This window comes from Lentzea sp. NPDC020367 (genome assembly GCF_044387305.1).
Lineage (GTDB): Bacteria > Actinomycetota > Actinomycetes > Mycobacteriales > Pseudonocardiaceae > Lentzea.
The window spans coordinates 298,931-315,386 of the sequence record NZ_JBIRVV010000005.1 but is presented as its reverse complement, the minus strand read 5'-3'; the positions used below and the strand labels follow the sequence as shown (position 1 = coordinate 315,386).

20 protein-coding genes are annotated in these 16,456 nt (G+C 68.1%); 9 read left to right on the top strand and 11 right to left on the bottom strand.

The features are described from left to right. Window positions 1-66: 66 nt before the first annotated feature. Together ACH413_RS23190 and ACH413_RS23185 are read right to left on the bottom strand one after the other, a co-directional pair. Window positions 67-774: a class F sortase gene (locus ACH413_RS23190; RefSeq protein ID WP_360038011.1), complete on the bottom strand. Its 708-nt coding sequence runs from the start codon at window positions 772-774 to the stop codon at window positions 67-69. Continuing rightward, entirely contained in the window at window positions 759-2,147 is a 1,389-nt protein-coding gene (locus ACH413_RS23185; protein WP_360038008.1) for a SpaA isopeptide-forming pilin-related protein, read from the bottom strand. The genes ACH413_RS23190 and ACH413_RS23185 overlap by 16 nt, the downstream gene beginning before the upstream one ends. A gap of 319 nt (window positions 2,148-2,466) precedes the next feature. On the opposite strand from ACH413_RS23185, the gene ACH413_RS23180 reads away from it, so the two are divergent. The 3 genes from ACH413_RS23180 to ACH413_RS23170 all read left to right on the top strand — a co-directional run bounded on the left by ACH413_RS23180 (window position 2,467) and on the right by ACH413_RS23170 (window position 4,101). Beyond that, complete coding sequence (locus ACH413_RS23180) at window positions 2,467-3,273, top strand: Bax inhibitor-1/YccA family protein (RefSeq protein WP_360038005.1); 807 nt, start codon at window positions 2,467-2,469, stop codon at window positions 3,271-3,273. A 70-nt stretch (window positions 3,274-3,343) separates the two neighbouring features. Further along, window positions 3,344-3,679: a HEAT repeat domain-containing protein gene (locus ACH413_RS23175; protein WP_360038002.1), complete on the top strand. Its 336-nt coding sequence runs from the start codon at window positions 3,344-3,346 to the stop codon at window positions 3,677-3,679. An 11-nt stretch (window positions 3,680-3,690) separates the two neighbouring features. Continuing rightward, window positions 3,691-4,101 (top strand): GNAT family N-acetyltransferase, encoded by a 411-nt coding sequence (locus tag ACH413_RS23170; RefSeq protein ID WP_396425141.1) that lies wholly within the window; start codon window positions 3,691-3,693, stop codon window positions 4,099-4,101. Here the strand turns inward: ACH413_RS23170 and ACH413_RS23165 are convergent. From ACH413_RS23165 to ACH413_RS23155, 3 genes are all read right to left on the bottom strand, one after another. Beyond that, the gene (locus ACH413_RS23165; protein ID WP_360037996.1) at window positions 4,098-4,307 is read right to left on the bottom strand and encodes a hypothetical protein; all 210 of its coding nucleotides are present in this window, start codon (window positions 4,305-4,307) and stop codon (window positions 4,098-4,100) included. The genes ACH413_RS23170 and ACH413_RS23165 overlap by 4 nt on opposite strands. A 163-nt stretch (window positions 4,308-4,470) precedes the next feature. Beyond that, window positions 4,471-5,691 (bottom strand): acetyl-CoA C-acetyltransferase, encoded by a 1,221-nt coding sequence (locus tag ACH413_RS23160; RefSeq protein WP_360037993.1) that lies wholly within the window; start codon window positions 5,689-5,691, stop codon window positions 4,471-4,473. Between the two features lie 91 nt (window positions 5,692-5,782). Beyond that, entirely contained in the window at window positions 5,783-6,655 is an 873-nt protein-coding gene (locus tag ACH413_RS23155) for an SGNH/GDSL hydrolase family protein (RefSeq protein ID WP_360037991.1), read from the bottom strand. Between the two features lie 118 nt (window positions 6,656-6,773). Here ACH413_RS23155 and ACH413_RS23150 point away from each other — a divergent pair, with 118 nt between their 5' ends. The 3 genes from ACH413_RS23150 (at window position 6,774) to ACH413_RS23140 (ending at window position 10,603) form a co-directional block, all read left to right on the top strand. Then, the gene (locus ACH413_RS23150; RefSeq protein ID WP_360037988.1) at window positions 6,774-8,144 is read left to right on the top strand and encodes a cystathionine beta-synthase; all 1,371 of its coding nucleotides are present in this window, start codon (window positions 6,774-6,776) and stop codon (window positions 8,142-8,144) included. A 92-nt stretch (window positions 8,145-8,236) separates the two neighbouring features. Further along, the gene (locus tag ACH413_RS23145) at window positions 8,237-9,346 is read left to right on the top strand and encodes an RDD family protein (RefSeq protein WP_360037985.1); all 1,110 of its coding nucleotides are present in this window, start codon (window positions 8,237-8,239) and stop codon (window positions 9,344-9,346) included. 111 nt (window positions 9,347-9,457) lie between these two features. Next, window positions 9,458-10,603, top strand: coding sequence for a cystathionine gamma-synthase (locus tag ACH413_RS23140; protein ID WP_360037982.1), 1,146 nt, complete (start codon window positions 9,458-9,460; stop codon window positions 10,601-10,603). A gap of 55 nt (window positions 10,604-10,658) precedes the next feature. Here ACH413_RS23140 and ACH413_RS23135 read toward each other — a convergent pair whose 3' ends face one another. Continuing rightward, window positions 10,659-10,904, bottom strand: a complete 246-nt coding sequence (locus ACH413_RS23135) for a hypothetical protein (RefSeq protein WP_093602603.1) — start codon at window positions 10,902-10,904, stop codon at window positions 10,659-10,661. A 54-nt stretch (window positions 10,905-10,958) separates the two neighbouring features. Then, window positions 10,959-12,140 carry a 4-hydroxyphenylpyruvate dioxygenase gene (gene hppD, locus ACH413_RS23130; RefSeq protein WP_360037979.1) on the bottom strand — a complete coding sequence of 394 codons (1,182 nt, stop codon included), beginning with the start codon at window positions 12,138-12,140 and terminating at the stop codon, window positions 10,959-10,961. A 74-nt stretch (window positions 12,141-12,214) separates the two neighbouring features. Between hppD and ACH413_RS23125 the strand changes: the two genes are divergently transcribed. After that, window positions 12,215-12,724 carry an Lrp/AsnC family transcriptional regulator gene (locus ACH413_RS23125; protein ID WP_319980305.1) on the top strand — a complete coding sequence of 170 codons (510 nt, stop codon included), beginning with the start codon at window positions 12,215-12,217 and terminating at the stop codon, window positions 12,722-12,724. Window positions 12,725-12,753: 29 nt separating this feature from the next. On the opposite strand, the gene greA is transcribed toward ACH413_RS23125, so the two are convergent. Both greA and ACH413_RS23115 read right to left on the bottom strand, forming a co-directional pair. Next, on the bottom strand, window positions 12,754-13,251 hold the full coding sequence (gene greA, locus ACH413_RS23120) for a transcription elongation factor GreA (RefSeq protein ID WP_319971601.1): 498 nt from the start codon (window positions 13,249-13,251) through the stop codon (window positions 12,754-12,756). Window positions 13,252-13,434: 183 nt separating this feature from the next. Continuing rightward, the gene (locus ACH413_RS23115) at window positions 13,435-13,857 is read right to left on the bottom strand and encodes a DUF4307 domain-containing protein (protein ID WP_360037976.1); all 423 of its coding nucleotides are present in this window, start codon (window positions 13,855-13,857) and stop codon (window positions 13,435-13,437) included. Between the two features lie 96 nt (window positions 13,858-13,953). Between ACH413_RS23115 and mca the strand changes: the two genes are divergently transcribed. Beyond that, window positions 13,954-14,823, top strand: coding sequence for a mycothiol conjugate amidase Mca (gene mca, locus ACH413_RS23110; RefSeq protein ID WP_360037973.1), 870 nt, complete (start codon window positions 13,954-13,956; stop codon window positions 14,821-14,823). A 2-nt stretch (window positions 14,824-14,825) separates the two neighbouring features. Beyond that, the gene (locus ACH413_RS23105) at window positions 14,826-15,101 is read left to right on the top strand and encodes a hypothetical protein (RefSeq protein WP_396425140.1); all 276 of its coding nucleotides are present in this window, start codon (window positions 14,826-14,828) and stop codon (window positions 15,099-15,101) included. On the opposite strand, the gene ACH413_RS23100 is transcribed toward ACH413_RS23105, so the two are convergent. Then, complete coding sequence (locus ACH413_RS23100; protein WP_360037970.1) at window positions 15,098-15,856, bottom strand: DNA polymerase beta superfamily protein; 759 nt, start codon at window positions 15,854-15,856, stop codon at window positions 15,098-15,100. The genes ACH413_RS23105 and ACH413_RS23100 overlap by 4 nt on opposite strands. Next, the gene (locus ACH413_RS23095; RefSeq protein ID WP_360037967.1) at window positions 15,853-16,452 is read right to left on the bottom strand and encodes a DNA polymerase beta superfamily protein; all 600 of its coding nucleotides are present in this window, start codon (window positions 16,450-16,452) and stop codon (window positions 15,853-15,855) included. Before ACH413_RS23095 ends, ACH413_RS23100 begins: the two co-directional genes overlap by 4 nt. Between the last annotated feature and the right edge of the window lie 4 nt (window positions 16,453-16,456).

Sequence of the window (16,456 nt, the reverse complement as noted above, 5' to 3'; positions counted from 1 at the left end):
CCCCACCGCTTCACACCTTAGGAGACGACTGATTACCCGAACGGGTTGCGCGAGGTGCGCGATTGGTCACTCAACGGGTTCGGCGATGACCACTCTGTTCGCCTCGTACCCCTGCTGACCGCCCACCCAGGTGCCACCGCAGGTGACCAGGACCAGCCGGTGCGGGCCACGCGGGCCGAAGAACTCGACGGCGCGTGCGGGCAGCTCTTCCTTGCGGACGGTCTCGATCTGCTTGATGCGGAACTTGAACTCCTTGCCCGCGCTGTCGGCGATCACGACCTCACGGCCGTTCTGCGCCTGCCACAGCTCCGCGAACGGGCCCTTCGCGCCTTTCCAGTCGACGTGCCCGGCCAGCACCGTCGCGCCCTCGGCACCCGCGAGCTCGGTGCCCCACCAGGTCGCCTCGCCGATGCCGTCGGGCACCGGCAGCACGCCGTCCTTGACCTCCTTGCGCACCAGCGTGGCCGAGCCGCCCGAGGGCAGCCGCACGGAACCCGGACCGGCCTTGGGCGGCGCGGGCTGCTGTTGCGCGGTGGGTTCGACCGGCCTGGCGTTGGCCGTGTTCGCCCCGCCGAGCAACCCGGTGAGGTCGGGACCGCGGCCGGTGCTCAGGCTGTCCGCCACCGGTCCCGGTCCGACGACCGGGATCTCGTCCACGACCGCGTGTCCTTTGAGGACCTCGGTCTCGGACGTGCTGACCAGCACGCTGGCGGCGGCGATGCCCGCCACCAGCGTGCCGGTCAGAAAAGCCCTGGAACTCACTGCCTGCGCCACACCAGGAAGCCTGCCAGCGCCGCGCCGAGCAGCACCAGGCCACCCACCGTCAGCATCAGGCCCGGACGCAGCTGCGTGTCGAACGACGCGGTCGCGACCGGCGTCTGACCGTCCGCGCCGGCGGGGATCGTGCTGGGCACGACCGGCTTGTTCGGCTTGTTCACCAGCTCCAGCGCGAGCGTCTGACCCGCCGCGACCGTGCCGCACGAGGCAGGCGGCGCCTTCGGGTCGAAGAACTCCTCGTACCCCTTGGGAGCGGCCACCTCGACGAGGCAGATCTCCTGCGGGGTGCGCAGGTCCGGCACCTCGACCGTGCCGTCGGGGCCGGTCTGCAGCACCAGCGGCTTGCCGTCCGTGCCGACCAGGTCCGTGTCGTCCTGCTTCTTCGCCGCGGCCGTCTGGTCCTTGGCCGTGACGCGCAACGCGACACCGGCGATGGCCTTCTTGGTCTCGGAGTCGATCTTCGTGATCTTCACGACGCCCGGCGCGGTCTTGGCCTGGCCGTTCGCGGCGGCGTTCAGCTTCTTCTCGCCGCCGGTCGTGACCATGCGCTGCATGTTCTCGGTCTGGATCGGGAAGTGCACGACGGGCTTGTCGGCGGGGGAGTCCGCGACGGCCGCGATGGACGGCTTCGGGCCGGTGGGGATGACCTTGACGGTGGCCGGCTGGCCGTCGGCGCCCGTGGTGGCCGTGCCGCTGGTCTTGCCGTCGGCCAGCTTGGCGTCGGTCAGGGTGAAGTCGATCGGGGCGTTCGTGACGCCCTTCTCGTTGGCCTTGATCAGTGACAGCGTCCAGGTGGACTCCGTGTCGATGATCAGCGGTTCCTTCGGCGCGGTCGCGGTGAGCGTCCACGGGCCGCGGTTGGCCTCGGCGTCGGTCTTGATGCGCGCGACGGTGTCCATGACGGACTTCGGAAGCCGCTCGGCGTAGAAGGGCGCGTTGTAGGCGAGGTACTTCGGGTCGGTCGTGTCGAACCGCACGTCACCGTCGGGCGCCGAAGTCCAGCTGTGCAACAGGTGCGCGAGCGCGGCGGCCTCGTCCGGCGACTTGGTCGTCGAGTAGCGCAGCAGCAGGTAGGAGATGTTCGCCGCGACGTCCGGGGCGAGGTCCTTGCCCGCCTTGGTGCGCAGCGCGTCGCCTTCCTTGTAACCGACGTTGCTGTCCGGCGCGGGCAGCGCGTACTGGACGCACCACACCTGCTTGTCCTGCCAGATGTATGACCCGTGCCACTCGCTACCCGGTGTGGCGTTGGGCTGGAGCCCTGACGCGTTGTGGCCGATGCCCTTGACGCCGACCGCTGACGCCGTCGCGGGAACGGTCAGGAGCGCGAGCCCCGAAACCATCGCCACGGCGGCCAGACGTTTCCAGCCCATGATGAATCGTGATCCCCTCTGACCTGTGTAGATCCCGCGTGCGAGCCTGTCGGTCCCCCAGACCGGGGACAAGCCGCCACGAGGAGGAAGTCTCTCGCTACTCAGCGTGTGAACGTGATTGGAATGTGACGGGCCTTACGTCCTTCGGGTCAGACACGCCGCGACACGCCGTAGGCGCATAACGCTCTGGAGTTGGCGCAGTATTTGCGCACGTGTGATCGTCGTCGGGGGTAAAGTCGCCTTTACCGATGGGGAACATGGCACCGAGCGTGCTCGTTGAACCCAGTGACGGCGTAAAGCAACGCCACAGGAGGACCAGGTGCGCTCGAGCAGCAACCCGGCTTTCCGTAACCTGCCGACCGGCGGCGGGTACGGAGGCTACGCAGGCTTCGGTCAGCCGGACCAGGCCGGCTACCAACAGGCCCCGCCGCCGCTGACCAGCGAGCGGCCGATGACGATCGACGACGTCGTCACCAAGACGGGCATCACGCTCGCCGTGGTGGCCGTCACGGCGGTCGTCACCTACCTCATGCAGGCGTGGGTCCTGCTCTTCCCGGCCGCGATCATCGGCCTGGTGCTGGGCCTGATCATCTCGTTCAAGCGAGTGCCGAGCCCGCCGCTCGTCATCGCGTACGCGGCCGTCGAGGGCGTCTTCCTCGGCGCGTTCAGCGGGATCATCGGCGGCATGATCGACCGGTGGACCCAGAACCCCGGCCAGGGCGTCGTGGTCATCGGTCAGGCCATCATCGGCACGATCGGCGTCTTCGCCGGCATGCTCGTGGTCTACAAGACGGGCGCGATCCGCGTCACGCCGAAGTTCACCAAGTGGATCACCGGCGCCATCATCGGCGTCGCGGTCCTCATGCTGTTCAACCTGATCATGAGCTTCTTCACCGCCGGCGGCCTCGGCCTGCGCAACGGTGGCACGCTCGCGATCATCTTCAGCCTCGTCTGCATCGGTCTCGCGGCGTTCAGCTTCCTGATCGACTTCGACGCCGCGGACCAGGCGATCCGGGCCGGCGTGCCGGCCAAGTACGCGTGGCAGATCGCGTTCGGTCTCACCGTCACCCTCGTGTGGCTGTACACCGAGATCCTGCGCCTGCTGTCGTACTTCAACTCGGACTGACGCTTCGGGTGTTCTGGAGGGGCGTTCCGCTGCGGCGGGGCGCCCTTTCGGCGTTCTGGGGGGATGGGAAATGACGAAGAGGTTCGACGAGGGCATGCGCCTGCTGCGTCGCAGCGGACAGGACAGGGACGACGGGTTCTACCTGTTGCAGCGGCACGCCGCGGAGCACCTCGGCGAGTTGATCGAGGCGTTCAGGGGTGAAGGGGACGAGCGGAACATGCGCGTTCTGCTGCTCACGCTGATCGGTGAGGCCCGCTCGCCCGAGGCGTTGCCGATCCTGGTCGAGCATCTGGACCACGAGAACGAGTCGTTGGCGGACAGGGCCGTCGACGGGCTCCAGAAGCTCGACACCAAGGAAGCGCGAATCGCCCTCTATCGTCATCGTGCGAACAACGCGCACAACTGAGGGGGAATTCGGTGGACTCCGCATATCGGCTCGTCATGGAACCGCCATCGGTCGACGACTACCTGCGGTTGCGCAAGGAATCCGGGCTGAGTGCGCGAACTCGCGAAGAAGCGGAAAGCGGTGTCAACGGCGCATGGGCCAGCGCAATTGTCATTCACGTGGAATCGGGCGAGACCGTCGGCATGGGACGAGTGCTCAGCGACGGCGGCTGGTACTTCCACATCATCGACATGGCCGTGCTGCCCGCGCATCAACGCAAAGGCATCGGCGACGCGATCCTCGGCGCGCTGCTGGAGCGAATCACCGCGCACTCGCCGAACGCGTACGTCAACCTGCTGGCCGACCCGCCTGGCCGTCGTCTCTACGCACGACACGGGTTCGTGGAGAGCGCACCGGCGAGTGTTGGCATGAAACGGGTCTAGACCCGCCAGCGGACGTCGGGCAGTTCGGTGCCCACCTTGATCAGGCAGGTCGTGCAGAGCGCGCCCGCCTGCGCGCGCGACACCCGTTCGTCGGGCACCGAATGCTCGCAGACGGCCTCGTAAAAGCTGCGCGAACCATCGGCCTGGGCTCTGGGGAATGCATGACATTGCAGGTCATATTCGCTTTGCCACCACACGTAGGGCATGTCCGACCCCTCCTTGCTCATCGGTAGGGACGGACTTCCCCTCGCCTGATGACGTCATTGCGCGATGTTTCATCTCATCGGCAGAAAGGGGGCAGGCAAGTAGCTCCGTTCGGGTGAAGCGGAGCTACTTGCAAGCGTCAATTTGCAGATCTTGAGCAAAAGCTCAGCTCAGGCGCTCGATGACCATCGCCATGCCCTGGCCGCCGCCCACGCACATGGTCTCGAGACCGAACTGCTTGTCGTGGAACTGCAGCGAATTGATCAAGGTCGTGGTGATGCGCGCACCGGTCATGCCGAACGGGTGACCGACCGCGATGGCGCCGCCGTTCACGTTCAGCCGGTCCAGGTCGATTCCGAGGTCCTGGTAGGACGGGATCACCTGGGCGGCGAACGCCTCGTTGATCTCCACCAGATCGATGTCGGAGACCGACAGGCCGGCCAGCGCCAGCGCGCGCTTCGAGGCCTCGACCGGGCCGAGGCCCATGATCTCGGGCGAGAGGCCGGAGACGCCGGTCGACACGATCCGGGCGAGCGGCGTGATGCCGAGTTCGCGGGCCTTCGTGTCGGACATGACCACGAGGGCCGCGGCGCCGTCGTTGAGCGGGCAGCAGTTGCCGGCGTTGATGCGGCCGTCGGGACGGAAGACCGGCTTCAGCTGGGACACGGCCTCGTAGGTGACGCCGGCGCGCGGACCGTCGTCGGACGAGACCACGGTGCCGTCGGGCAGCGTGACCGGCGTGATCTCGCGGGCCCAGAAGCCGTCCGCGATGGCCTTCTCGGCGAGGTTCTGCGAGCGGACGCCGAACTCGTCCATCTCCTGGCGCGAGATCCCCTTGAGCAGAGCCAGGTTCTCGGCGGTCTGGCCCATCGGGATGTACACGTCCGGCACGACGTCGACCGAACGCGGGTCGACCCACTCCGAAGCGCCCGTCTGGGCAACGGAGGCCGTGCGCGCCTCGGCCTCGCCGAACAGCGGGTTGTGGGTGTCCGGCCACGAGTCGGAGCTGCCCTTGGCGAACCGCGACACGGTCTCGACGCCGGCGCTGATGAACACGTCGCCCTCGCCCGCCTTGATGGCGTGCAGCGCCATGCGCGTCGTCTGCAGGGACGAGGCGCAGTAACGGGTCACGGTCGTGCCGGGCAGGTTGTCGTAGCCCAGCAGCACGGACACGACGCGCGCCATGTTGAAGCCCTGCTCGCCGCCGGGCAGGCCGCAGCCGAGCATCAGGTCGTCGATCTGCGCGGGGTCGAGCTGCGGCACCTTGTCCAGTGCCGCGCGAATCATCCGCGCCACCAGGTCGTCGGGCCGCACGTCCTTCAGCGAGCCCTTGCCCGCACGGCCGATGGGGGAGCGGGCGGCGGAGACGATCACGGCCTCAGGCATCACGAAACTCCTCGTTGAGAGTCAAGGTTGCCTTCGAGCCTAGTTAACGCCCGCTCACCCCGGCCAGCGCACGTGACGAGAATTCCGGAACTCATGCGTGCCGTCTTTGCAGCCATCCGGGCACGCGGGATGGCCGGACCGCCAAAGCGGCCGCCGACCGCAACGGCAGAGCAGGTGCGCCCCAGCCCGACCCCAGCCCCGCAACCTGGCACAACGGCGCCAGCAACACGCCCGCCGCCGCCTCGTACCCGACGGAACTGGGGTGAAAGCGGTCCGAGCTGAACATGTCGACGTGCCGCGCCATGAACTCCGGCGCCAGCAGGTTCGCCAGCGACACCGGCACGCCGCCCACCCGGCGCACGGCAGCGGTCTGCGCGGCCGCGAGACGCAGGCTGTACTGGTGCCCGACCATCCGCAACGGCTGGGGAATCGGCCGCACGATCCCCAGGTCGGGGCACGTGCCGACGACGACGCCGCAGCCGATCGCGCGCAGCTTGCGCACCTGCTCGGCCAGCAGCCGTCCCGACTCGGCGGGGCTCATCCGCGACGTCACGTCGTTCGCGCCGATGATGATCAACGCGACCTGGGGCGCGTCCTGCACGGCCGCGTCGACCTGCGGCACCAGGTCACGGGTGGTCGAGCCGCTGATGGCGTAGGTGGACAGGCGCACCGGCCGTTCGGCCTCCTCCGCCAGCGCCTGGGCCAGCAGCACGCCCGGCATCTGCGAGGGATGGGTCACACCGACGCCCACCGCCATCGAGTCGCCGAGCACCGCCAGCCGCAGCGGATCGCGGCCGTCGTCGAGGTACACGCCGTCCGGCGCCGGCCACAGGTGCTCCAGCACGCCGATGGCCGTCCGAGCACGTCTGCCCTGCTCCGTGAGCAATCCGACCAGGGCGCCCGACAGGCCTCCGAGCGTCGCGGCGGTCATCGCCACAGCACGCAGCGTCCTGAGTCCGATCATCCGCAACACCCCCTTTCCAGTGGAATCGTCGGTTCCGCTGTTCGAATTAACCTCCGCAGCCACTAGAGCTAGGCTTCGTCCCGCTATCTCGGAGAGTGGGAGCAGGGAGTAGATACCGGTGGAGTACGTCGAGCACGTCGTCGATCTGGTCGGCAACACGCCGCTGGTCAAGCTCAACTCCCTGACCACGGGGATCAAGGCCACCGTGCTGGCCAAGGTCGAGTACCTGAACCCCGGCGGCAGCGTGAAGGACCGCATCGCGCTGCGGATGGTCGAGGCCGCGGAGAAATCGGGTGAACTTCAGCCCGGCGGCACGATCGTCGAGCCGACCTCGGGCAACACCGGCGTCGGGCTCGCCCTGGTCGCCCAGCGCAAGGGCTACAAGTGCGTGTTCGTCTGCCCGGACAAGGTCAGCGAGGACAAGCGCAACGTCCTCAAGGCCTACGGCGCCGAGGTCGTGGTGTGCCCGACCGCCGTCGCGCCCGAGCACCCGGACTCGTACTACAACGTCTCCGACCGGCTGGTCCGCGAGATCCCCGGCGCGTGGAAGCCCGACCAGTACTCCAACCCGGAGAACCCGGCGAGCCACTACCACCAGACCGGCCCCGAGATCTGGCGCCAGACCGCCGGCAAGATCACGCACTTCGTCGCGGGCGTCGGCACCGGCGGCACGATCTCCGGCACCGGCCGCTACCTCAAGGAGATCTCCGACGGCGCCGTGCAGGTCATCGGCGCTGACCCGGAAGGCTCCGTCTACTCCGGCGGCACCGGTCGCCCGTACCTGGTCGAGGGCGTCGGCGAGGACTTCTGGCCGGAGGCGTACGACAAGACCATCTGCGACCAGATCGTCGAGGTCTCGGACGCGGACTCGTTCGACACCACCCGCCGCCTCGCCCGCGAGGAAGGCCTGCTCGTCGGCGGTTCCTGCGGCATGGCGGCCGCCGCCGCGCTGCGCATCGCCCGTGACCTGCCAGAAGACGCCGTCGTCGTCGTGATCCTCCCGGACGGCGGCCGCGGCTACCTGTCCAAGGTCTTCAACGACCGCTGGATGGCGTCCTACGGCTTCCTGCCGCCCGACTCGACCGGCGCGACCGTCGGCGACGTGCTGCGCCGCAAGGGCGGCATGCTCCCCGACCTCGTGCACGCGCACCCCAACGAGACCGTGGGTGACGCCGTCGCGATCCTGCGCGAGTTCGGTGTCTCGCAGATGCCCGTCGTCAACGCCGAACCGCCCATCATGGCGGCCGAGGTCGCGGGCGCGGTCAACGAGCGCGACCTGCTCGACGCCCTGTTCACCGGCAAGGCCCAGCTGTCCGACCGCCTCGACAAGCACATGTCGCCGCCGCTGCCCACGCTCGGCGCCGGTGAGCCGGTCGGCATCGCCATGAACGCGCTCTCGCACGCCGACGCCGCTCTCGTCCTGGAGGACGGCAAGCCCGCCGGAGTGGTAACTCGGCAGGACATTCTGGGGTTCTTGGCTGGTCGCTGAGCGTAGAGGCCGGTGCGTCCGATAGCGTGACGCCCCAGATCATCATCAGTCTTACTCGTACCCACGGCCCAGCCAAGGGGGTTGGAAACCGGATGAACGCTCCGCAGCCGCCAGGAAACCAGTTCGGCGGTCAGCCGCAGCAGGAGCCCAACGCGGACGCCACGCAGATCGTCCCAGGGGGTGGGCAGCCGACTTCGGCATACCCGAACCCGGACGCGACGCAGGTCGTCTCGCCTGGTCAGGCTCCCGCCGCACCGCAGCAGAACGCGGACGCCACCCAGGTCGTCAGCCCCGGGCAGGTGCCTCCCGCTTCGGGTGGCTTCCCGGCGCAGGGACCCGGCTCTGGCGGATTCCCCGCCCAGCAGCCGCCCCAGTACGGCGCTCCGCAGCAGCCCTACGGTCAGCCGCAGCAGCCTTACGGCGCGCCGCAGTCCAACCCGTACGGCCAGCCGCAGCAGCAACAGCCCTACGGTCAGCCGCAGCAGCCCTACGGCGCTCCGCAGTCGAGCCCGTACGGCCAGCCGCAGCAGCAGCCGTACGGCCAGCCCGGCGGCTACGGCCAGCCCGGCTACGGCGCCCCGATGCCTCCGACCGGCTACGCCGAGTGGGGTTCGCGCGCCGTCGCGGGCCTCATCGACTACGGCGCTCCCGGCCTGGTCGCCGCCGTGATCATCGGTGTCTTCAGCGGAATCGGCGCGAGCACGGGTGACGCGTCCTCCGCCGGCCTCTTCGTGCTGATCGCCTACGTGGTCGGCTACGGCGGTCTCTTCGGCTTCTACATCTGGAACACGGTCCTCAAGGGCGGTTCCACTGGCCAGTCGATCGGCAAGAAGGTCGCGAAGATCAAGGTCATCAAGGAGGACACGCAGCAGCCGCCCGGCGGCGGTGTGGCCTTCCTGCGCCTTCTGCTGAACAACGCGTTCGGTCTGCTCTGCGGCATCGGCTCGCTGATCAACTACCTCGCGCCGTTGTGGAACCAGCCGAAGAAGGAGACCTACTCCGACAAGATCTGCGGCACGGTCGTCATCAACTGGCCGGACACCGCGTCCTACGGCGGCGGCGGATACCCGCAGCAGCCCGGCACCGGTGGCTACCCGCAGCAGCCGAGCACGGGCGGCTACCCGCAGCAGCAGCCCCCGCAGCAGGGTGGCTACGGCCAGCCCCCGCAGCAGGGCTACGGCGGCCAGCAGCAGGGCTGGTAAGTCCCTCTGCAGCACTTCGACCAGCCCCCGGCCATCACGGCCGGGGGCTGGTCTGTTTTCACTGCTTGGACACTTGCGGTCGGCGGCCAGATGGGTGAGTACCCTTCGGACATGAGCACCCCATACGGCTTCGCCACCAGGGCGATCCACGCCGGTCAGGACCCGGACCCGACCACGGGTGCGGTGAACGTGCCCATCTACGCGACCTCGACGTACGCCCAGGACGGCGTCGGAGGCCTGCGTGAGGGCTTCGAGTACTCGCGCACCGGCAACCCGACCCGCCGCGCACTGGAGACGTGCCTCGCGTCGCTCGAACGCGGCCGTTACGGCCGTGCGTTCTCCTCCGGCATGGGTGCGACCGACGCCGCGCTGCGCACGTTCCTCAAGCCCGGCGACCACATCGTCATCCCGAACGACGCGTACGGCGGCACGTTCCGGCTGATCGACAAGGTCTTCTCCCAGTGGGGCGTCACCCACTCGCCGGCACCCGTGTCCGACGTGGACGCGATCCGCGCCGCCATCCGTCCCGAGACGAAGCTCGTGTGGATCGAGACGCCCACGAACCCGTTGCTGAACATCGGCGACATCGCGGCCATCGCCTCGGTCGCGCACGAGTCCGGCGCGAAGCTGGTCGTGGACAACACCTTCGCTTCGCCTGCCCTGCAGACTCCTCTGGAGCTGGGTGCGGACGTGGTGCTGCACTCGACCACCAAGTACGTCGGCGGCCACTCCGACGTAGTGGGTGGTGCGCTGATCACCTCTGACGAGGAGGTCGACGCGGCGTTCGGCTTCCTGCAGAACGGTGCCGGTGCTGTGCCCGGGCCGTTCGACGCCTACCTGACGTTGCGCGGCATCAAGACGCTGCAGCTGCGGATGGAGAAGCACTCCGACAACGCCGAGCTGGTCGCCGAGGCCCTGACGCGGCACCCGAAGGTGAAGAAGGTCATCTACCCCGGCCTGGAGTCGCACCCCGGCCACGCCGTCGCGGCCAAGCAGATGAGCCGGTTCGGCGGGATGGTGTCGTTCATCGTCGACGGTGGCGAGGAGGCGGCTCTCGAGGTCTGCGCGCGGACCAAGCTGTTCCTGCTGGCCGAGTCGCTGGGCGGGGTCGAGTCGCTGATCGAGCACCCCGGGAAGATGACGCACGCGTCTACTTCCGGGTCGCTGCTGGAGGTGCCGGCCGATCTGGTCCGCGTGTCGGTGGGCATCGAGTCCGGCGACGACCTGGTGGCTGACCTGCTCGAAGCCCTGGGCTGAGTTCTCCCGGCAACGCGAAAGGCCCCTCCCGGCCGGGAGGGGCCTTTCGCGTCTTCTAAGGCTTCTTCGAGCCGCCGAACCTGTCCACGTTCTCGGCCTCGGCTGTCGGAGCCGACGGTAGGTCGGCGCCGTTCACACAGCCGCCGACGAACTGGATCGCGTCGCCGGTGCGGACGAAGCGGCCGGCCTCGTCACAGCCTGCGTGCGCCACGGTCAGGAACGCCGCGCCGGTCAGTGCCACAGCCGTGGTCACGGCTCCGACCAGCGGAATCACCGCGGCCACGCGTCGCGCGAATGCCATGCCACCTCCACCCGATGTGAGTCCCCCGTAAGGCAGCCTACCGGGGGATCGCCATCAGAGGTTGCCGCGTCGCTCCTGTTCGCGCTCGATCGCCTCGAAAAGGGCCTTGAAGTTGCCCTTGCCGAAGCCCAGCGAGCCGTGCCGCTCGATCATTTCGTAGAAGACGGTCGGGCGGTCGCCGATCGGCTTCGTGAAGATCTGCAGCAGGTAGCCGTCCTCGTCGCGGTCGACCAGGATGCGATGTTCCTTCAGGGTCTCGATCGGAACCCGGACCTCGCCGATGCGCGCGCGGAGCTCGGGGTCGTCGTAGTAGGAGTCGGGCGTTTCGAGGAACTCGACGCCCGCGTCGCGCATGGCCGTGACGGTCTTGATGATGTCGTTGGTCGCCAGCGCGATGTGCTGGACGCCCGCGCCCTCGTAGAACTCCAGGTACTCGTCGATCTGCGACTTCTTCTTCGCGATCGCCGGCTCGTTGAGCGGGAACTTGACCCGGTGGTTGCCGTTCGAGACGACCTTGGACATCAGCGCCGAGTAGTCCGTGGCGATGTCGTCGCCGATGAACTCCGCCATGTTCACGAAGCCCATGACGCGGTTGTACCACTCGACCCAGTAGTCCATCTTGCCGAGCTCGACGTTGCCGACGCAGTGGTCGACGGCCTGGAACAGACGCTTCGGCGCGCCTTCCGGACGCTTCACGGACGAGCTGCGCGCCACGTAACCGGGCAGGTAGATGCCCTCGTACTTCGAGCGGTCGACGAGCGTGTGGCGGGTCTCGCCGTACGTCGCGATCGCGGCGAGGCGCACGGTGCCGTGTTCGTCGGACACGTCGTGCGGCTCTTCGAGGACGGTCGCGCCCTGCTCGCGGGCGTGCTTGATGCACTGGTCGACGTCGCCGACCTCCAGTGCCAGGTCGATGACGCCGTCGCCGTGACGGCGGTGGTGGTCGAGGAGTTCGGAACCGGGCGTGACGCCGCCGTGGATCACGAAGCGGGCCGAGCCCGACTTCAGCACGAACGACTTGTGGGTGCGCTGGCCGGTCTCGGGGCCCGCGTAGGCCACGAGCTCCATGCCGAACGCCACCTGGTAGAGCCACGCGGTCTGCGTGGCGTTGCCCGCGACGAACACCACGGCGTCCATGGCGCGCACGGGGAAGGGGTCCTTGGTCGCGTCGTAGTCGACCAACCCCACGAGCTGCCGGAGCTGGTCGTAGCTCACGTCGTCAAGCTGCTGCGTCATGTCCATCAGCATGATTCGACCTAGCAGGGTGAGCAACAGTCAGCGAATTCACAGGACAGTTTGTATAGTGATCTATGCCCTTGGATCAGCAGAGTGAGCACTCTGACCAGCCCGTGGACGAACTGGACGCGAAGCTGCTCCTGCTCTTGACGGACGAGCCCCGTCTGGGCGTCCTCGAATGCTCACGCAGGCTGGGGGTCGCCCGCGGAACCGTGCAGGCCCGGCTGGACAGACTGGTCGAGCGGGGCGTGCTCACCGGGTTCCCGCCGGCGCTCGACCTCGGCGCGATGGGCTACGGGCTGACGGCGTTCGCGACGGTCGAGATCGCGCAGGGGCGCCGGGCCGAGGTGTGCGAAGGGCTGGCCGCTATCAGCGAGGTGTGCGAGGTGCACGCGACAACGGGCCAAGGCGATCTGTTCGTGCGAATGGTCGCGAGGTCGAACGCGGACCTGCAACGCGTGGTCGATCACATTGTTGACGTGCCTCACGTTCGTCGTTTGTCGACCTCCATTGCTTTGTCAACGCCCGTGCCTCCACGCGTGCGGCCGCTATTGGAACGCGTGAAGGGGCGGCCACCGAGGTGACCGCCCCTTCGCACGTTTATGTGGCGTGACTACGACTGGTAAGGAACCGCGGAGATCAGCGTGACCTTCTGCTGCTTGCCGTTCGGCAGCTCGTAGGACACGGTCTCGCCGTCCTTCGCACCGTTCAGCGCCTTGCCGAGCGGCGACAGGGGAGAGTAGACCTCCATCTCCCCGTGCGCGCCTTCTTCGCGGGTCGCGAGAAGGAAGGTCTCCGCCTCGTCGTCGCCTTCGTAGCGGATCGTCAGCACTGTGCCCGGTGCTGCAACACCCTTGGTGGTGGGAGCCTCGCCGACCTTGGCGGCCTGGAGCAGCTCGTGCAGCTGGCGGATGCGCGCCTCCTGCTTGCCCTGCTCCTCGCGAGCCGCGTGGTAGCCGCCGTTCTCACGCAGGTCGCCCTCTTCGCGACGGGCGTTGATCTCGGCAGCCATGACCGGGCGGTACGCGATAAGTTCGTCCAGCTCAGCCTTGAGCCGGTCGTAGGCCTCCTGGGTCAGCCAGGTCACCTGGGTGTCGCTCACGGTCACCAACTCCTCGTCTTGCTCTGGTGCACACGTGTCACCAGATAGTTCCCGGGCCGCTGGCCCGGAACGGAAAAACACGGCCCGCGCCGGGGCCGTGCTTGAGCGGCAATAGTAACACGCAGACAACGTTCAGCGACGGCGATTTGTTCCCCATCTCGCCGTTTAAACCGCAGATCACCCGCTTGGCCGCTAGCTCGTGGACAAGTAGGCGGGAACCTGGTAGGAGCACCCGAACACCTCGCCGGTGACCGGCGGCTTCGAGGTGCGGAGAACTGTTGTCTCTACGACGACGTCATTTCCCGGCGGCACCAGAACTTCGCGTCTACCCGCTTCGTCCCCGTCCTTGGACCGGGCCCGAATGATGCAGACGGCAGCGCGCTCCGGTTGATCGCGGGAAACCTCGAAACTGACCTTCACCTGGTCGTCGTTGAGGAGGATGAACGCGGTCTGCTTGGCTTCGATCGGTTTAGTGCCGAGATTTCGGTAACCGACGAAGGCGATCAGGGCACCCACCGCAACGGCTACAGCGAGTAACGCCCACCGCGTCCACTTGGCCAGCGGCTTGCGGCTCTGTTTGCTGTAGCGCCCCTCGGGGAGCACGCGCTGTGCCACTTGTCCGCGTCCTCCTCGGCCTCTGGGGAACAATGGTGCCCGGCGTTCAGTTGATGAGTGTCGCAGGACCGTTCACACAGGAGGACCACGGGGGTCATGGCCGAAAAGCTGCGCCTTATGGCAGTGCACGCACATCCCGACGACGAGTCGAGCAAGGGCGCGGCCTCGATGGCTCGCTACATCGCGGAAGGGCACGACGTGATGGTCGTGACCTGTACCGACGGTGGTGCGGGCAGCATCCTCAACCCGGCGATGGACAGGCCGGACGTGCTCGAGAACATCATCGAGGTCCGCCGCGAGGAGATGGCCCGCGCGGCCAAGATCCTCGGCATCCAGCACCGCTGGCTGGGCTTCAAGGACTCGGGCCTGCCCGAGGGCGACCCGCTGCCGCCGCTGCCCGAGGGGTGCTTCGCCCTCGTGCCGCTGGAGGAGTCGGTGCCGTCCCTGGTCGAGGCCATCCGCGACTTCCGCCCGCACGTCGTGGTGACCTACGACGAGAACGGCGGCTACCCGCACCCGGACCACATCCGCACGCACGAGATCTCGATGGCAGCCCTGGACGCCGCCGCCGACGCCTCGTACCAGCCGGAACTGGGTGAGGCGTGGGAGCCGCGGAAGGTCTACTACGGCCACGGCTTCTCGCGCGCCAAGATCGTCGCGTTCCACGAGGCGATGGAAGCGCGCGGCATCGAGTCGCCGTACACCGAGTGGCTCGCGAACTGGAGCACCGACCGCCCGGACGTGATGGACCGCGTGACCACGCAGGTCGAGTGCGCGGACTACTTCGACGTCCGCGACGAGGCGCTGAAGGCCCACGCCACCCAGATCGACCCGACCAGCCGCTGGTTCGCCATCCCGATGGAACTCCAGCGCGAGATCTGGCCGACTGAGGAGTACGAGCTCGTGCGGTCGCAGGTGGACTCGACTCTGCCGGAGAACGACCTGTTCGCCGGAGTTAAGGTCTAGGGGTGCTTTCCCCAGACTTCTCCCTCGGCAGCACGGTGGCGCTCGTCGCCGTGCAGCCGTCGAACACGAACGACGGCAATGACAAGGGCGGCCAGGGCGAGGACTTCGGCAAGTCCTCCCCGGTCGGCCTCGTCCTGCTGATCGTCTTCTTCATCGCGATCTTCTTCCTCGTGAAGTCGATGAACAAGCACATCAAGGGCTTGCCGGCGTCGTTCGACGAGCCGGCGGAGGCTTCGAAGGAAGCCCCTGCCGAGCCCGCGTCCGAGAAGAAGGACTAGCTCAGCCTGAGCTCCACCACGAAGTCGTGGACCTCGTCGAACGCCGGCGGCTCCAACGGCAGGTCGCTGGTCTCCCGCGCCTGCCGCAACTCCTCCTGCCAGTGGGTGAGGTCCGCCTCCAACTGCTCGGGAGCGGGCCGCCTCGGCACCCCGGCCAGCGCCCGGTGCTCGCCGAGGATCTTGGCCTCGATGAGGCCCGGCAGGTAGTCCGGGCCGTCGAGCTTCTCGAGCAGCGTCGGCAGGTGCGCGTTCACCTCGCCGGTGCGCAGCAGGTGCACGCCGGTCAGCAGCGCGCGGAACGTGTAGAGCAGCGGCTTGATCTCGGCGGTCTTCTCGAACAGCCGCCATTGCGTCGCGGCGAACCCGCGGTAGTGGTGCCCGTGCCGTGAGGTCAGGCATCCCGCTGCGAGGTCGGCGAGCTTGCGGTGCGCGTCCGTGGTGTGCACGACCAGCGGTGAGAGCAGTTGCTCCAGCACGTAGCCGTTGGGGCGGGTGAGCAGCTTGCAGAACTTCTGCACGTCGTGCGTGACCAGGTCGATCTCGACGCCGTCGCGCACCCACATCCGTTCCTTGGTCTCCGGGCCGCGCCGCAGGCCCAGGACCTCCGGGAGCGGCAGCACGTGCACACCGCGCAGGTCCACGTCCGAGTCCCGCGACGGGAAGCCGTACAGGTGCGCGCCGGACACGGTCGCGAACAGCAGGCCGTGCGACTGCTCGGCGACCACCTCGCTCAGGTCGGGTACCTCGTAGCTCACAACATCCTCCTGCGCACCGACACCAACCAGTCCTCGACCCGCGCCCGATCCGGGTCCTCGGGCAGCGGGCCCTCAGCCTCAGCGATCTCGTCGCCGAGCCGATGTGCCCACGCCACCGCGTCGTCCCAGGCCATCGAGCCGTCGCGGATCTGAAGCAACGAACGGTCCGCGGCGATGTCGTAGACGCCGGTGCGCAACAGGTGAAGGCCCACCAGGCGCAGCCGCACGACGTGCATGAGCTGCTTCGGCTTGAGGTTGCGGCCCGCGCGCGACAGCTGCATCTCCGTCGCGCGCGTGAACGCTCGCACGGCGTAGCGGGAGAGGAACGCGGGCAACAGGTCCCGCAGTTCCTCCCCCATCGGCGTGCTGATCTCCACCAGCGGGCTCACCAGCGTTTCGAGCACCGTCGGGTTCGACTTCAGGCCCAGCTTGCAGAAGTGCTCGACCTCCCAGCTGAGCTGCTCCGGGGCAGGGCCCTCGACCGACGTCGGCGGCTTCTCGAGGAGCCAGAACGACTCGGTGGGCGCGACGAACACGCCCCGTCTGTCCACATCGGACTCGGGTGTCGCCAGCCCGTAGGCGTGCGACCCGATCACGGCT

Coding starts and splice junctions, on each gene's coding strand:
- ACH413_RS23125 (WP_319980305.1), top strand. CDS start 12,215: ATGCCCTTGGATCAGCAGAGTGAGCACTCTGACCAGCCCGTGGACGAA.
- ACH413_RS23165 (WP_360037996.1), bottom strand. CDS start 4,307: ATGCCCTACGTGTGGTGGCAAAGCGAATATGACCTGCAATGTCATGCA.
- ACH413_RS23160 (WP_360037993.1), bottom strand. CDS start 5,691: ATGCCTGAGGCCGTGATCGTCTCCGCCGCCCGCTCCCCCATCGGCCGT.
- ACH413_RS23145 (WP_360037985.1), top strand. CDS start 8,237: ATGAACGCTCCGCAGCCGCCAGGAAACCAGTTCGGCGGTCAGCCGCAG.
- ACH413_RS23185 (WP_360038008.1), bottom strand. CDS start 2,147: ATGGGCTGGAAACGTCTGGCCGCCGTGGCGATGGTTTCGGGGCTCGCG.
- hppD (WP_360037979.1), bottom strand. CDS start 12,140: ATGACGCAGCAGCTTGACGACGTGAGCTACGACCAGCTCCGGCAGCTC.
- ACH413_RS23140 (WP_360037982.1), top strand. CDS start 9,458: ATGAGCACCCCATACGGCTTCGCCACCAGGGCGATCCACGCCGGTCAG.
- ACH413_RS23175 (WP_360038002.1), top strand. CDS start 3,344: ATGACGAAGAGGTTCGACGAGGGCATGCGCCTGCTGCGTCGCAGCGGA.
- ACH413_RS23135 (WP_093602603.1), bottom strand. CDS start 10,904: ATGGCATTCGCGCGACGCGTGGCCGCGGTGATTCCGCTGGTCGGAGCC.
- mca (WP_360037973.1), top strand. CDS start 13,954: ATGGCCGAAAAGCTGCGCCTTATGGCAGTGCACGCACATCCCGACGAC.
- ACH413_RS23155 (WP_360037991.1), bottom strand. CDS start 6,655: ATGATCGGACTCAGGACGCTGCGTGCTGTGGCGATGACCGCCGCGACG.